The organism is Aedoeadaptatus ivorii (genome assembly GCF_900638585.1).
Taxonomy (GTDB): domain Bacteria; phylum Bacillota; class Clostridia; order Tissierellales; family Peptoniphilaceae; genus Aedoeadaptatus; species Aedoeadaptatus ivorii.
Genome location: NZ_LR134523.1, coordinates 1,418,017 through 1,434,616, shown reverse-complemented (window position 1 = coordinate 1,434,616; position 16,600 = coordinate 1,418,017). Strand labels below are relative to the sequence as shown.

The following is a 16,600-nucleotide window of genomic DNA, read 5'->3' as shown; positions in this document are numbered from 1 at the left end:
CGTCCGTTTCTCGGAAAAAATGGCTGTCTTTAATGGTATAATACCCTTTCAAGGAGGAGGAGACCCATGGCAAAAAAGAACACACAAGGCATCGTAGAAGAAAGAACATTCCCCAATCGCGGCAAAGTGCGGCTCGAAGACGGCACCGTCGCCCTCGTTAAAGGCGGCATCCCCGGGCAGAAAGTCGCCGTGCGCATCACCCGAAATCGCAGAGATCACAAAAAAGGAAAAATCACAGACGTCCTCGCCCCCGCCCCCGTGGAACAGGCGCCGGATTGTCCCCACGCGCCCGTCTGCGGCGGTTGCACCTACCAGACCCTCTCCTACGAAGAGGAATCCCGCATGAAACAGTCCATGCTCGAAACACTCTACGGCCGCGCCGTTCCCTACACCCCGTCGCCCCGTACCTACCACTACCGCAACAAAATGGAGTACACCTTCGGCGACGAAGAAAAAGACGGCCCCCTCACCCTGGGTCTGCACCACAAGCGCGGATTTTACGACATCGTCTCCACCGACGGTTGTCTTTTGGTGCCCGCAGATATGGAAAAAATTCGCGCCGCAACCGAAGCCCACTTCCGCGCCCTGGGCGTCGACAAATACCACCGCATGCGCCACGAAGGCACCCTGCGCTTTCTCGTCGTGCGCCACGCAAGACATACGGACAGCTATCTCGTAAACCTCGTCACCACATCCGAAGCCGTCGACGAAGACGCCTTTGTCGACATGCTCCTGCATCTGCCCTTGCAGGGCGAAATCAAAAGCATCTACCACACCATATCCGACGATTGGGCAGATGCCATAAAACCCGAAGTCGTGCGCCATCTCTACGGCGATACGAGCATTCGCGAGCGCATGCTCGATTTGGACTTTCAGATCGGCCCCTTTTCCTTCTTTCAACCCAATCCCGATACCGCCGCCATCCTTTACCAAAAGGCGCGCGAACTGGCAGGCCGGGAAAAGGGCGTCGTCTACGACCTCTATTCCGGCACCGGCACCATCGGCCAAATCCTCGCCAAAGAGGCGAAAAAAGTCATCGGCATCGAACTCGTACCCGAAGCCGTCGACGACGCCAATTGTTCGGCAAAAGAAAACGGCATCGACAACGCGCAATTCCTCGCCGGCGACGTCCTCGCCCTCGTCGACACCCTATCCGATCGGCCCGATCTCCTCGTCGTCGATCCGCCCCGCGACGGCATACACCCCAAAGCCATCGAAAAACTCAAACAACTCGACGCCCCCCGCATCCTCTACATCAGCTGCAACCCCGTCACCCAAAAGCGCGACATCGACATCTTCGCCGCGGCGGGTTATGCCGTCGAACACCTGGAGGCCGTCGACCAGTTTCCGCGCACCGTACATGTGGAGACGGTAGTATTGATGTCAAGGAATTAAGATAATAGACTATAAAAGTGTTGAAATCAATGGCTTTTAGGATTTTAGAAGAAATCTTAAAAGCTATTTTTCAATTAGAAAAACACCTTGTGGGAACAGTTTGAGTGTAGATTATAACAGAGTATGTTGGCACTATAGATGTTTTAGGGGGGAGTGAACAGGATGAACCAGGACTTGACAAGTGAAATAATCAGTAAAATATTAGATATCGCAGCTTTTATGAAAGCTGAAGATTACATAAAAATGCCAGAGAAGGTAAACATTGAAGTCTTTGTAAGTCTATCAGATAAAGAAAGAGATATCTATGAGACCTTAAAAAAGTTTTGGTAGTTAGTATTAAGGATAATGATATAGATGCAGTTAATGCTGCAACCTTTTCTAATAAGTTACTTCAAATGGCATACAGTTTTGTTTAAGATGAAGATAAAGATATGATTCGTATCCATGATATTAAACTTGATGCTTTAGAAGATTTAATAGAAGGTGCCAATGGAAAACCTGTTCTGATAGCTTATTGGTATAAGTCATATTTAAGAAGAATAAAAGATAAATTTGATGTAAGAGAACTTAAAACAAATGAAGACTTTAAAGAATGGAATCAAGGTAAAATTCCTGTACCCATTACCCATCCAGAATCTGCTGGTCATGGACTTAATCTACAAGATGGAAATGATTAGTACACAGTTCAGAAAAGAGTGAATGAGATGATTAAATATTAGATAAATAATGTTTGGTATATCTAATTTTATATAATTTCAATCTCTATAGTTTGCGTGGATATCTATCAGCATACTTGACAAAATCCGACTATTTTAGTATACTTTAGCCAATATTAAAAGAAAAGGTGGGAAAATTGTGAAGTTATTTCTTCAATTGTCTCCTTTGGCAACTGCCAAGGCACAATGTGTTTGCAGTCAATTTTTGATTGGTTATAAAAATTAAACATTTTGAAAGGAGAAATAATGGAAACAATAGTATCCGCTTTATTAGTTTTTGTCTCTACATCAATTGACTACTTAGTTGTTTTGACTATTTTATTCGCCAGTCAAGGCAAGGAAGGTTTGAAATCAATTTATGCAGGACAGTATTTAGGTACCGGGCTGCTTGTACTGGCTAGTCTTATTGCCGCTTACTTTTTAAATTTTATTCCACAAGATTGGATTATCGGACTCCTTGGTCTAATTCCACTAGGTCTTGGTATAAAAGCAATTTTTGTGGATGAAGATATTGATGAAGAAGACATCGAGGGAAAAATTACCGGAGATGGATCAAAAATTTTAGCATTTACAAGTTTAACAGTGGCAATGGGTGGGGATAATTTAGGAATTTATATTCCCTATTTTACAGGAAAGAGTTTGATTGAGATTGGTATAACTTTAGTTATATTTGCGTTAGGAATTTTGATACTATGCAAATTATCTCAAAATCTTGCCTCAATTTCTGCTATCGGAGAGATTGTAGAAAAGTACGAAAAAATAATTGTACCAGTCGTGTTTATTGGGCTCGGTCTCTATATATTGATTGAAAATGGAACGATTAATTATTTCATATCCCTAATTGCAAGTTAATAATCTATTTTTATATTTTAGACCTATTAAGGGAAATCTTTAGTAGGTCTTTTTTATTTACATTAAATTCTCATATCTGTCCCTAGGGGTATGAAAAGCAATAATTGTGTAGGATGTTAAAAGTAAATGTTAAATTCTTACCTGTGATATGGCAGGTAAATTATACGAATAGAAAGACTGAACAAGAAAGAAGAAGTTATATTTTAAGAATACTCAAAAGACTATGTATTAGCAAAACCAAAAATAATAAATAAATTTCGATAAATCTCGTCGACTATATTTATGGTATTTTAGATATACAAGTAATAACTATATATTATAAGTAAATTTAGATATAGGGATAATATAAAACATAAAAAATATACTTATGGATATATTCTCACATACGAGGCTTTTGAGAAATATCAAGTTTTATCCATACTGACCAATCAAGCCAATGGGAAGCGGGAAAAGTGCTGGGCCTCTCCCGGCCCTACACCTTCTTTAAAGTGATCCTTCCCGTGGTCATCCAAAGAAGCTTCCCCGCCTACTCCAACGAAGTCATTACACTAGTAAAAGATACCTCCCTCGTTTACATCTTAGGTGTTATGGACATATTGAAAGCGGCGAAATCCGTATCCAATACCATGTCCTCCATCTTGCCCTACGTTTACGTAGGCATCGTGTACCTTATTATCGTGGGCATCTTAACCGTTATCCTCAACAAAATGGAAAGGAAGATTCAAGCGTCATGAAAATCAGCGTAAGAAACTTAGCGAAAAGCTTCGGCGATCGGGAAATCTGGAAGGGAATCGATTACGATTTCACCTCCGATTCCATCATTTCCATTGCGGGGAAAAGCGGCCAAGGCAAAACCACCTTCCTCCGTTGCCTAAACGGCTTAGAAACCTACGACGAAGGCACCATCACTTTCGACGACGAGCTCATGCCCGTGGGTAAAACCGATGCGGAAAAAATCGGCATGGTGTTCCAGGGATACCACCTCTTCCCGAAACTCACCGTTTGGGAAAACATCCTCCTCGCGCCCCTTTACCACGGCGTAGAAAAAAGTGTGGCGGAAAAGCGGGCCCTCCAACTTTTAAAAGACCTGGACATCGAAGACGAAAAAGACAAATACCCCCGCAACCTTTCCGGCGGCCAACAACAGCGGGTGGCCATTGTGCGAGCCTGTATGCTCGAGCCGGACATCCTCTGTTTCGACGAGCCCACATCGGCCCTCGATAGCGACACCATCGACAAACTCGCCCAGATTATGGAAAAACTGAAAGAAAAAGGCATGGGCATGATCGTCGTTACCCACGACAGAGCCTTCGCCGAGAGAGTAAGCGACCGCATCCTCCACTTCGAAGAGGGGAACCTGCGGGAAGAAAACCTGAAAGCTATTTAAACAACTCCTAAAGGAAAACGCTCTCGAAAGAGGGCGTTTTTTGTGTGGAGAAGTAAAAGACTCCTTATAAGTAAAACAAATTTCATTAGAGAAAAGCACTGGAAACATAGACTTTTACTAAATGAATTGATAACATATAATTATCAATCTATCCTTTAGCGAGTGGGTTAAGGAAATAGTAAGACAAAAACCGAAAAGGGAGTGATGCTGAAAACTATAAAAGAACCGAATGCACAGTGCTATATTTGGGAGCAACGAGTGCTATAGAGGGAAAAGGTTTCTCTTATAGCGAAAAAGCAACAGAATATTTATAAAAGGAGAAACTATGCAGAACTTGAAAAAAGGTTTTTTGACCCGCGGTATCGCGTGGCTACTTGCATTTGTAATGGTGCTTACCATTGTGCCGTTCAGAGCATTTGCAGAAGATGAGCTAGAAGTATCCCCCCCTGAAGCCCCAAGTCAAGTTAGGGATGCAGCAGCACCGGAAGACACATCTACTAGTGCCGATGCAAAAAATGCAGTCCACGGTTTTGTAGGAGTCTTAGTTGGTGGCGACATTAACGCTGATTTAGCAAAGGAAACAGGCCAAAGATTTAAGCCAATAGAAGGTGTTAAAGTCTACTTCCAATGGTATGAAGCAAAAGGAAATAGAACTTCACCAACCTACTATGCAGTTTCAGGAGCCGACGGACAGTTCCATATTAAGGTAAAATCATACATCGGCCGAGATCGAAAATTAGTAAAATTCGATGCCGATACAACTGTATCTGCAGGTGATGAATCCTATAAGATGTGGGTAGATGAATCTACTATTCCAGAAGGCTACCAACTTCAATACTCCACAGGTGAAGGGGTAGAATTTACAGACAGAAGTGTAGCAGGGGGTGGATATAACCTAGCTCCAAATACTCTTGTAAACTACAGAGTCCTTCTAATGAAAAAACAAGATGAAGCTAAGATGCACAAGGAAGCAACGCCAACAGGAGAACAAATTTATGGCGGATCAATTGGTCAAGGAGCTGTTCGTGGTAAGGTATCATGGGACTATGAATCTTCAGGCGGTATCCAATGGGGTATTGTATCAACTCCTACATCACCAGCTGGAGGAGTAACAGTAACAGCATCCTACCTATCTGACTATGCTCTAAAACAAATATACAGTGCTGATACAGCTAAAATGCTAGGGCTTTCCAAACCAAGTGATATTCGTGGATCAGGTTGGACTTTCAAACTTGAAACCCAATTACAAGAATGGATTGCAAAGCAAGTAGCTAAAGAGAAAGATAAATGGATAGCAGAAACAGTGAGTGCAGTTACAAATGCTGAAGGGGATTACAAGATTCAATTTAAGGGAACTTGGGGACCTCATAGAAATACTTCTGCAGTAGCTGAATATACAAGAGAATCAGGAAAATATTATGCAGGCGATGCCCATAAATGGACTGCAGAAGAAGTAAACCGCCTTGGTACAGTTGCAGGAAATGCTAAAGATGGATCATTCTTAACAGGTGCACTTGACTGGAATGAAAAACACGTCAACTCTGACTGGTTATTTATTTCTACTAAAGATACAGATGATGTGGTAAAGAGGACTCCATGGAACTACAACTGGTACACAGGCTCTGACAATGGCTGGGGTATCCATGGTGGTTGGGCTCAATCAGCTTTTGGTGTATCTACAGTCCAAGCTGCTAACTCAACAAGAGCTGACTTTAACCTTGCACCAGCAGAAATTAAGTTCAACATCACAAACTTTGATACCCAAACAAATACTGCAATACCAGGAGATGTAGCAGTAACTAAGACTGCAGGTCTTCCTTACAAGAATACAAATGATTCATTTAAAATCGTATGGTATGATCAAGATGGAAAGAAGATAAAGGAAGAAAAAACACAACAACCAACATCAACAGGTGCATTAGCAAAAGCAACTTATGATACAACAGGTGTTACTGAAACAAAAACCTTTATAGCAAAACTTCACTATGTTGACTCAAAAGGAAATCTAGGGCCAGCTTTAGCCCAAGATGCCTTTACTGTTAAGATAGGTAGGATTGTAGTGTCTGCCTATGATGATGTAAATATTGCAAACCCTGCAGCTAATGATGAATCTATGAAGGGTGCAGCATATTTAGCAGAAGGTCTTCCAGAAGGACTTACAATAGATAAAAACACAGGTACAGTATCAGGAAATGCAAAAGTTCCTGGAAAGTACACTGTAACTGTTACAATCTCTATTCTTGATGAAGATTCTGGCGAAACAATGGAAGGAACATCTAACTACCCAGCCCTTGTTACAGACTCGCCACTAGAACATGGAGAAGTTGGTGTTGAATACAATAAGACTGTAAAACCAGCAGAAGTTGAAGGTTATGTATTTAAAAATGTTACTTCCAAATTCATAGATGGCAAAGCTATCGAAGGCCTAACAATTACGGGAGATCAAATTACAGGAACCCCAAAAACAGAAGTTGCAGCTACTCAAGAAGGTCCAAATGTAGAAGTAACCTATGATATCTACAAGCTAAATTCTAAGGGCGAAGAAGCCCTTATAAAAAAAGGTCACAAGGATTTAGTACCTTTAGAAATTACCAAGGCAGAATCTCAAGCACCAAAATATGAACCAGCATATACTGATGTGGAAGGAACACCAGGAACTGAAGTAACAACAAAAGATCCTAAGTTCCTAGACCAAAAGAGTGAAGCTGATCCAAAACCAGAAGCCAAACCACAACCAACCGGTGAGAAATTTGCTTTAGGCGATGGAGCTCCACAAGGTGCGACTATTGATGAAAATACTGGTAAGGTAACTTACACACCAACTGCAAGAGATGCCAACACGACTGTAGATATTCCGGTTAAGGTAACTTATTCTGACGGAACTATTGATGAAACTCTTGCTAAAATCAAGGTTGGACAAGCACAATCTGATTCTTACCAACCAGAATATACTGAGGTAGCTGGAGAACCAGCAAAAGAAGCAACTTCAACCCCAGCATTTAAGGATGCTGATGGTCAAGCTACTGCAAAACCAGAAGGTGTTGAATTTACTCTAGGTAAAGATGCTCCAACAGGTGCAACAGTTGATAAAACAACTGGTGAAGTTAAATACACACCATCAATAGATGATGCAGGTACTATAGTAAATATTCCTGTAGTTGCAACTTATAAAGACGGCTCAACAGATGAAGTGAAAGCGCCTATTAAGGTTGCACAAGGAGATAACTTAAACTACGAACCGGAATATAAACCTGTCGTAGCTCAAGTTGGACACAAAGTTATCATTGAGTCTCCAGAATTCCACGATAAGGACGGAAATATAGCTGATCCTAAGCCGGCAGTTACAAAATATGAGTTCGGAAAAGTTGCTAAAGAAGACGGCACTGAAGAAGATGTAAGAACAGGTCTTGCTATTGATGCTAAAACAGGTGCAATCACTTATAAAGCCGTAGATGCCGATAAGAACACTGTCATTGAAGTACCGGTAATAGTAACTTACGCAGATGGATCAAAGGAAAGCATAAAGGCAAAAATCGACGTTCAATCTGATGCAAACTTCTATGATCCAAAAGCTAAACAGCTAACAACTGACCAAGGAATCGTGCCAAATGCAGAAGATGGGGTTGTGATTGATAATAATCCTCCAGAAGGAACAACCTATATTTGGGAAGCAGTACCAAAGGTAAATACACCTGGTGAGACAACTGGAACAGTTAAGGTAACTTACCCAGACGGAACTGTAGACTTTGTAGAAGTTCCAGTAACTGTAACAGAAAGTGCTTCTAAGAAAACAACTGTTGACGATACAAACATAAAAACAGTAGACCCAACAGGTCAAAAACAAGGAACTGGTATAGTAGTTACAAATCCTGACGGAACAACAGTCACTGCAAAAGATAAGAATGGAAACAACGTACCGGCAGAAATCAATAAAGTAACTGGCGAAATCGAAGTTACTCCGGGAACAGATGCAACTGATCCAATCACTGTAACCGTAACAGACAGCGACCTTGATGGAGGAAGCAAAGACATTAAAGTTCCAGTAGCAGAAAAAAGTGCACAACCTGAAGTTGCAGCACCAACAGCAGGAGATCAAACAATCTCAGGAACAGGAACTCCAGGCGCAAGAGTAAATCTGGCGTTAAAAGGTGAAAAAGGATCTGAAGACACACCAATTGCTAATGACGTAGCAGTTAAAGAGGATGGAACTTGGACAGCCGACGTTCCAGCTGGGATACTCTTAACAGAAAATGACGCAGTTGTAGCTACACAAAAAGAAGATGGCAAATCTGTGTCCGATCCAGTAGAAGCAACAGTAACTGAAAAAGCAAAAACAGATGCTGAAAAGAATCCGGCAGTTGATCCAGCTAAGACAGAAGTTGCAAACAAAGATAAGTTAACTGATGACGAAAAAGCTAAAGTAGTAGAAGCAGTTAAGAAAGCAAACCCGGAAGCTAAAGACGTAACAGTTGATGATAAGGGTAATGCAACCTTAACTTACGCAGACGGAACAACAAATGAAATTCCTGGAGAAAAGACAGTAACTGAAAAAGCAAAAACAGATGCTGAAAAGAATCCGGCAGTTGATCCAGCTAAGACAGAAGTTGCAAACAAAGATAAGTTAACTGATGACGAAAAAGCTAAAGTAGTAGAAGCAGTTAAGAAAGCAAACCCGGAAGCTAAAGACGTAACAGTTGATGATAAGGGTAATGCAACCTTAACTTACGCAGACGGAACAACAAATGAAATTCCTGGAGAAAAGACAGTAACTGAAAAAGCAAAAACAGATGCTGAAAAGAATCCGGCAGTTGATCCAGCTAAGACAGAAGTTGCAAACAAAGATAAGTTAACTGATGACGAAAAAGCTAAAGTAGTAGAAGCAGTTAAGAAAGCAAACCCGGAAGCTAAAGACGTAACAGTTGATGATAAGGGTAATGCAACCTTAACTTACGCAGACGGAACAACAAATGAAATTCCTGGAGAAAAGACAGTAACTGAAAAAGCAAAAACAGATGCTGAAAAGAATCCGGCAGTTGATCCAGCTAAGACAGAAGTTGCAAACAAAGATAAGTTAACTGATGACGAAAAAGCTAAAGTAGTAGAAGCAGTTAAGAAAGCAAACCCGGAAGCTAAAGACGTAACAGTTGATGATAAGGGTAATGCAACCTTAACTTACGCAGACGGAACAACAAATGAAATTCCTGGAGAAAAGACAGTAACTGAAAAAGCAAAAACAGATGCTGAAAAGAATCCGGTAGTTGATCCAGCTAAGACAGAAGTTGCAAACAAAGATAAGTTAACTGATGACGAAAAAGCTAAAGTAGTAGAAGCAGTTAAGAAAGCAAACCCGGAAGCTAAAGACGTAACAGTTGATGATAAGGGTAATGCAACCTTAACTTACGCAGACGGAACAACAAATGAAATTCCTGGAGAAAAGACAGTAACTGAAAAAGCAAAAACAGATGCTGAAAAGAATCCGGTAGTTGATCCAGCTACAACAGAAGTTGCAAACAAAGATAAGTTAACTGATGACGAAAAAGCTAAAGTAGTAGAAGCAGTTAAGAAAGCAAACCCGGAAGCTAAAGACGTAACAGTTGATGATAAGGGTAATGCAACCTTAACTTACGCAGACGGAACAACAAATGAAATTCCTGGAGAAAAGACAGTAACTGAAAAAGCAAAAACAGATGCTGAAAAGAATCCGGCAGTTGATCCAGCTAAGACAGAAGTTGCAAACAAAGATAAGTTAACTGATGACGAAAAAGCTAAAGTAGTAGAAGCAGTTAAGAAAGCAAACCCGGAAGCTAAAGACGTAACAGTTGATGATAAGGGTAATGCAACCTTAACTTACGCAGACGGAACAACAAATGAAATTCCTGGAGAAAAGACAGTAACTGAAAAAGCAAAAACAGATGCTGAAAAGAATCCGGTAGTTGATCCAGCTACAACAGAAGTTGCAAACAAAGATAAGTTAACTGATGACGAAAAAGCTAAAGTAGTAGAAGCAGTTAAGAAAGCAAACCCGGAAGCTAAAGACGTAACAGTTGATGATAAGGGTAATGCAACCTTAACTTACGCAGACGGAACAACAAATGAAATTCCTGGAGAAAAGACAGTAACTGAAAAAGCAAAAACAGATGCTGAAAAGAATCCGGTAGTTGATCCAGCTAAGACAGAAGTTGCAAACAAAGATAAGTTAACTGATGACGAAAAAGCTAAAGTAGTAGAAGCAGTTAAGAAAGCAAACCCGGAAGCTAAAGACGTAACAGTTGATGATAAGGGTAATGCAACCTTAACTTACGCAGACGGAACAACAAATGAAATTCCTGGAGAAAAGACAGTAACTGAAAAAGCAAAAACAGATGCTGAAAAGAATCCGGTAGTTGATCCAGCTACAACAGAAGTTGCAAACAAAGATAAGTTAACTGATGACGAAAAAGCTAAAGTAGTAGAAGCAGTTAAGAAAGCAAACCCGGAAGCTAAAGACGTAACAGTTGATGATAAGGGTAATGCAACCTTAACTTACGCAGACGGAACAACAAATGAAATTCCTGGAGAAAAGACAGTAACTGAAAAATCAAAAACAGATGCTGAAAAGAATCCGGTAGTTGATCCAGCTACAACAGAAGTTGCAAACAAAGATAAGTTAACTGATGACGAAAAAGCTAAAGTAGTAGAAGCAGTTAAGAAAGCAAACCCGGAAGCTAAAGACGTAACAGTTGATGATAAGGGTAATGCAACCTTAACTTACGCAGACGGAACAACAAATGAAATTCCTGGAGAAAAGACAGTAACTGAAAAAGCAAAAACAGATGCTGAAAAGAATCCGGCAGTTGATCCAGCTACAACAGAAGTTGCAAACAAAGATAAGTTAACTGATGACGAAAAAGCTAAAGTAGTAGAAGCAGTTAAGAAAGCAAACCCGGAAGCTAAAGACGTAACAGTTGATGATAAGGGTAATGCAACCTTAACTTACGCAGACGGAACAACAAATGAAATTCCTGGAGAAAAGACAGTAACTGAAAAATCAAAAACAGATGCTGAAAAGAATCCGGTAGTTGATCCAGCTAAGACAGAAGTTGCAAACAAAGATAAGTTAACTGATGACGAAAAAGCTAAAGTAGTAGAAGCAGTTAAGAAAGCAAACCCGGAAGCTAAAGACGTAACAGTTGATGATAAGGGTAATGCAACCTTAACTTACGCAGACGGAACAACAAATGAAATTCCTGGAGAAAAGACAGTAACTGAAAAAGCAAAAACAGATGCTGAAAAGAATCCGGTAGTTGATCCAGCTAAGACAGAAGTTGCAAACAAAGATAAGTTAACTGATGACGAAAAAGCTAAAGTAGTAGAAGCAGTTAAGAAAGCAAACCCGGAAGCTAAAGACGTAACAGTTGATGATAAGGGTAATGCAACCTTAACTTACGCAGACGGAACAACAAATGAAATTCCTGGAGAAAAGACAGTAACTGAAAAATCAAAAACAGATGCTGAAAAGAATCCGGTAGTTGATCCAGCTAAGACAGAAGTTGCAAACAAAGATAAGTTAACTGATGACGAAAAAGCTAAAGTAGTAGAAGCAGTTAAGAAAGCAAACCCGGAAGCTAAAGACGTAACAGTTGATGATAAGGGTAATGCAACCTTAACTTACGCAGACGGAACAACAAATGAAATTCCTGGAGAAAAGACAGTAACTGAAAAATCAAAAACAGATGCTGAAAAGAATCCGGCAGTTGATCCAGCTACAACAGAAGTTGCAAACAAAGATAAGTTAACTGATGACGAAAAAGCTAAAGTAGTAGAAGCAGTTAAGAAAGCAAACCCGGAAGCTAAAGACGTAACAGTTGATGATAAGGGTAATGCAACCTTAACTTACGCAGACGGAACAACAAATGAAATTCCTGGAGAAAAGACAGTAACTGAAAAATCAAAAACAGATGCTGAAAAGAATCCGGTAGTTGATCCAGCTACAACAGAAGTTGCAAACAAAGATAAGTTAACTGATGACGAAAAAGCTAAAGTAGTAGAAGCAGTTAAGAAAGCAAACCCGGAAGCTAAAGACGTAACAGTAGCAGACGATGGAAAAGCAACATTAACCTATCCTGATGGAACTACGAACACCTTGACACCGGATCAAACAGTAACTGAAAAGGTCACAAAACCGGATGACAAAACAACCTCTGTCGATGACAGTAAGGTTAAACCCGTCAATCCGACGGATGACGCTCAAGATACGGGCATTATCGTCAAGAACAAAGACGGCGATACGAAGATTTCTGCTAAAGATGAAGACGGTAAAGATGTACCTGTTGAAATCGACGAAGACGGTAAAGTCATCGTAACACCGGGCGAAGATGTGGACGGACCCATCACGGTAGTAATTGAAGACAAAGATCTACCGGATGGCAAAGTTAAAGTCGAAGTACCTGTCAACGGTCACGAAAAGGGCAGAGACGACAACGGAAACAATTCCGGCAAGGACGACGGCGGTATCTGGCTGAAACCTGTTAACCCCTCCGACAACAACAAGGTTGACGACAATAAGGGTGGCAAGGATAAACACGAAACCGCTATTCACAAGTTGTATATCTACGGCTACAAGGACGATACTTTCCGTCCCGAAGGTAATATGACTCGTGCCGAAGCGGCCGCTATGATTGCACGCCTCAAGGGCCTCGATATGTCCAACAACGCTAGACCCAACTTCAGCGATGTTAAGAGCTCCTGGTACAACGCAAGCATTAATGCTGTTGTAAGTGCAGGTTATATGAAGGGTTATCCTGACGGAACCTTTGCTCCCAATGGCAAGATCACTCGTGCTGAATTTGCACAAATGATTATGGCCATCGATAAGGCAAACGGCGCCGTAGTACCTTTCGCCGATGTGAAGGGCCACTGGGCTGAAGCTGCCATTGCGCAAGCATACGGCAACGGACGCATTGCAGGTTACCCGGACAACACTTTCCGTCCGAACAACAACATTACGCGTGCTGAAGCGGTTACTGTTCTCAACAAACTCTTCGATCGCAGTGTGAACGAAAACGGCCTCGCCGCTGTTCGCGCAGATATCGTACCGTTTGTAGACGTAACGGCAAACCAATGGGCTTACAACGAAATCGTCGAAGCATCCAACACACACGAATTCTACCGCACCGAACAAGGTAAAGTAGATGAAACGTGGGTTAAGCTTCTTCAAACTTGGAAGCGAGCTTTAGAAACACGCTAGAATTAAAAAAAGAACTGAGCTTAGGCTCGGTTCTTTTTTTGTGCGCAGAAGAAGGGGGGCTGTGTTTGATGATGTGTGGCGAGCGTGCAGGCTCGCCCTTACGGTTGCGAAAGGAATGATTATTGCGACTATGTTTTTATCGTGGAAGAGGAAGGTATTAATCCGAAACAGAATCAAAAATTGCGGATGAAGCCCAATGTAGGGGCGTGCCTTGCACGCCCGCAAGGGGTATGTGAAGATAATTGTATTTTTGCAAAAGAACCTATCTAACAGAAACAAACCATTCATTCTTTTTCAGGGGAAAGGAATAGGGCGTTGCGATTCGCCCTCTTTCCTTTCCCCTGAAACCCCAATCCTTTCCACCCTAACGCTTTTTAGATGTGCGAAGCCCTAACGGGCTTCGATTTGTATTGGGCCGTGTTGCGAAAAGATGTTTTCTAATTGGATTATTAATTGTCGCCTTCGTCTGTCGGGCGAGCAGGCTCTCCCCTACGGGAGCGTAAGGCGAGTTTCACATTGTAGGGGCGGGTCCTACCCGCCCGCAAGGGATGTGCGAAGATGTTTATACAACTGAAATACATTTCTTCCGTATGGATCCCATATGATGCGGAAAATGCCGCAGGCATTTTCTTCTGATCAAGAAGCCGGCCAGAATGGGGTTGGGGTCCGCGGGGAAGGGGAAATGCGGCCTTTGCCTCCGAGCCCTTTCCCCTTCCCCGCGAAGAGATTTTTAGGTTGATGTAGATTTTTCAAAGAGGTATATGGTTTATGAATTGTTTTTTTATTGCCGCCCACATTTAACGGGCGAGCAGGCTCGCCCCTACAGGTGCGTAAGGAATGGATACGTACTATATTATATTGGGCGTGTTGCGAAATGCAATTCGCTGAATTGGTCCTTAATTTTCGCTCACGTTTGACGGGCGAGCAGGCTCGCCCCTTCTTGAGAGGATATAAATATTTAATAGCAAGCAGATCCGTGAAGGGTCTGTTTTTAATATATTTTATATTAGTATACTATAAGTGTAATTAATGGTTTATAGTCTAAATTTGCTTATAGATGGATGCTATAAAACAAAAATTTTTATAGGTTTTAAAGTTGATACATGAGAGGATTAAAATGAAGAGTGTTTTGATTATAGAGGATAATAAAGAAATTTCATCACAAATGGAAAAGTATTTAGTTAATAATGGTTATGAAGTAGAGATTGCATCATCTTTTTACGAAGCAAGCTATAAGATGAATGTAGACATGGATGTGGCACTATTGGACATAAATCTACCAGATAAAGACGGTCAACATTTGATAGAAAGATTAAAAGATAAGGACATAAGAGTTTAAGAGTGCTAGAGATGAAAGAGATGGGTATGAATATTATCTTTTTTCTCAAACAGATTCAAGACCACATTGGTATGATATAAAATTTAAATATTATCAGACATTATTGAAAGAATTAGGTGGGGTTGCTTTAGATGGAGGTAGGTACTTCACGTCTTGCCCTGAAATAGATGGAATTACATTAGACAAAAACAAAAGCTTTAGTTGGGATTTTTCTTATAGATATTTTACTAAGGGTACTTTTCTTTACAAATTAAATCAGTTTTTCTTTTTTCAAGAAACCTTCAGTGATAAGTTCTCAAGACAGGAATTCTTTGAAGTAATACTATTATTTAAATCGGAAGAAGAACGTATGGAATTTAAAGAATTTATTAGGAATAATTGGTGTAAGAGAAACGAATATTTAAAACATGTACATATGCCAAATATTCCGAATTTTCCTCAGTACAAAGAGGGGGCATTTGTTGAGGAATATGAAAATGCATTAGTTCTCAATAAAATGCTAGAAGAATTTAGAAATAGTGCAGAATAAATATGTTCCCACATACGAGGCTTTCCTAAAAAATTAAAATTTATCCATACTGACCACTCGAGCCACGCCGAAGCGATAGCATTGTTGGCGAAATAGGGGGGGAAACGGTGGGGTTCGTGTAAAGTCTATCCAAGAGTGCGAACGAAGTGAATGTGATGGAACAAGCGACTGTGAGAGACGATAGTATTGATGTCAAGGAAAATAAGATGGTAAGCTAAAAAAGGTAATATGACAAACTAAGAGAAGGAATTTATTGAGTTAAGGAAAATAATTGAACAACTTGAAAATGATAATATACTAAGGTTCTAATGACCTCTGTTAGTCTACACATTTCTTGACAGTTAAAAATAAAGAAAGCTATATTACAAATGGGTTTGACTTTATAACATGCTTTATGTAGATTGATATATAATAAATATCAAATATCTATAGCAGGGAGGCTAAAAATAAAATGTTTCATATCACTAAAAATACCAATAAAGCAAGAAATATAAGGGAGTGGGTTTTGAGTATAGGAGTAGCTTTCTTGTTGGCCCTATTTATAAGAACTTTTATTTTTCAGACTTCTTATGTTGAAGGAAGTTCCATGTATCCCACCTTTGAAGACGGGGACTTATTAATAGTCAACAAATATGAGAATATCATCAACCCCCAAAAATACACCAGGGGAGATATTATAATTTTTTCTCCCCCAATAAAAAATAATAAAAAATGTATATAAAAAGAGTTATGGGTTTGCCAGGCGACAAGATAAGTATAGAAGGAGGTAAGATATACATTAATGGTGAACTTTTAAATGAACCATACATAGAAAATGGTTTATACACTGACCCAATTTATTCAGCTAAGCCGCATACCATTTTGGAAGGTGAACTTTTTGTAGTTGGCGATAATAGGTATCCTGGAGAAAGTGTTGACAGTAGGACTTTTGGAGAAGTTCCTTTTAAGAATGTAGTGGGTAAAGTCAGCTATAGAATTTTTCCCTTAACAAAAATATGACAGTTTAATTAATATAGCTACAAAGATGGGACATAATCATTACGTCCCATAAATAAGGCCACACTACTATATTAGTTCCTTTTTTTTCGAGTGGTCGATAGGAAGAAGGAGGTGTGAAATGATTCTAAATCCAATACCGACAGGCGCATAAAGAGGC

General features: G+C 40.5%; 9 protein-coding genes and 1 pseudogene. All 10 read left to right on the top strand.

Annotated elements, in window-relative coordinates; all coding sequences use genetic code 11:
- The first annotated feature begins 66 nt into the window (after positions 1-66).
- The 10 genes and pseudogenes from rlmD to lepB (EL294_RS07050) all read left to right on the top strand — a co-directional run bounded on the left by rlmD (position 67) and on the right by lepB (EL294_RS07050) (position 16,443).
- On the top strand, positions 67-1,395 hold the full coding sequence (gene rlmD, locus EL294_RS07095) for a 23S rRNA (uracil(1939)-C(5))-methyltransferase RlmD (RefSeq protein ID WP_126466135.1): 1,329 nt from the start codon (positions 67-69) through the stop codon (positions 1,393-1,395).
- Between the two features lie 431 nt (positions 1,396-1,826).
- A complete protein-coding gene (locus EL294_RS08065) occupies positions 1,827-2,072 on the top strand; it encodes a hypothetical protein (protein WP_232006471.1) in 246 nt (81 codons plus the stop codon).
- A gap of 285 nt (positions 2,073-2,357) precedes the next feature.
- The gene (locus EL294_RS07085; protein WP_126466134.1) at positions 2,358-2,963 is read left to right on the top strand and encodes a CadD family cadmium resistance transporter; all 606 of its coding nucleotides are present in this window, start codon (positions 2,358-2,360) and stop codon (positions 2,961-2,963) included.
- A 401-nt stretch (positions 2,964-3,364) separates the two neighbouring features.
- On the top strand, positions 3,365-3,697 hold the full coding sequence (locus EL294_RS07080) for an ABC transporter permease subunit (RefSeq protein WP_126466328.1): 333 nt from the start codon (positions 3,365-3,367) through the stop codon (positions 3,695-3,697).
- Positions 3,694-4,350, top strand: coding sequence for an amino acid ABC transporter ATP-binding protein (locus tag EL294_RS07075; RefSeq protein ID WP_126466133.1), 657 nt, complete (start codon positions 3,694-3,696; stop codon positions 4,348-4,350). The genes EL294_RS07080 and EL294_RS07075 overlap by 4 nt, the downstream gene beginning before the upstream one ends.
- A gap of 325 nt (positions 4,351-4,675) precedes the next feature.
- Positions 4,676-13,576, top strand: a complete 8,901-nt coding sequence (locus EL294_RS07070; protein ID WP_126466132.1) for a MiiA motif-containing surface protein — start codon at positions 4,676-4,678, stop codon at positions 13,574-13,576.
- Positions 13,577-14,693: 1,117 nt separating this feature from the next.
- A pseudogene (locus EL294_RS07065) lies at positions 14,694-14,912 on the top strand (response regulator); the annotation flags it as partial.
- A 106-nt stretch (positions 14,913-15,018) separates the two neighbouring features.
- Entirely contained in the window at positions 15,019-15,444 is a 426-nt protein-coding gene (locus EL294_RS07060; RefSeq protein WP_232006469.1) for a hypothetical protein, read from the top strand.
- Between the two features lie 451 nt (positions 15,445-15,895).
- A complete protein-coding gene (lepB, locus tag EL294_RS08190; protein WP_126466131.1) occupies positions 15,896-16,165 on the top strand; it encodes a signal peptidase I in 270 nt (89 codons plus the stop codon).
- A complete protein-coding gene (gene lepB, locus EL294_RS07050) occupies positions 16,156-16,443 on the top strand; it encodes a signal peptidase I (protein ID WP_126466130.1) in 288 nt (95 codons plus the stop codon). The genes lepB (EL294_RS08190) and lepB (EL294_RS07050) overlap by 10 nt, the downstream gene beginning before the upstream one ends.
- Positions 16,444-16,600 lie beyond the last annotated feature (157 nt).

Excerpts from the sequence above, each read along its gene's own strand:
- lepB (WP_126466130.1), top strand. The coding sequence starts at position 16,156 with ATGTATATAAAAAGAGTTATGGGTTTGCCAGGCGACAAGATAAGTATA.
- EL294_RS07075 (WP_126466133.1), top strand. The coding sequence starts at position 3,694 with ATGAAAATCAGCGTAAGAAACTTAGCGAAAAGCTTCGGCGATCGGGAA.
- EL294_RS07085 (WP_126466134.1), top strand. The coding sequence starts at position 2,358 with ATGGAAACAATAGTATCCGCTTTATTAGTTTTTGTCTCTACATCAATT.
- lepB (WP_126466131.1), top strand. The coding sequence starts at position 15,896 with ATGTTTCATATCACTAAAAATACCAATAAAGCAAGAAATATAAGGGAG.
- rlmD (WP_126466135.1), top strand. The coding sequence starts at position 67 with ATGGCAAAAAAGAACACACAAGGCATCGTAGAAGAAAGAACATTCCCC.
- EL294_RS08065 (WP_232006471.1), top strand. The coding sequence starts at position 1,827 with ATGATTCGTATCCATGATATTAAACTTGATGCTTTAGAAGATTTAATA.
- EL294_RS07070 (WP_126466132.1), top strand. The coding sequence starts at position 4,676 with ATGCAGAACTTGAAAAAAGGTTTTTTGACCCGCGGTATCGCGTGGCTA.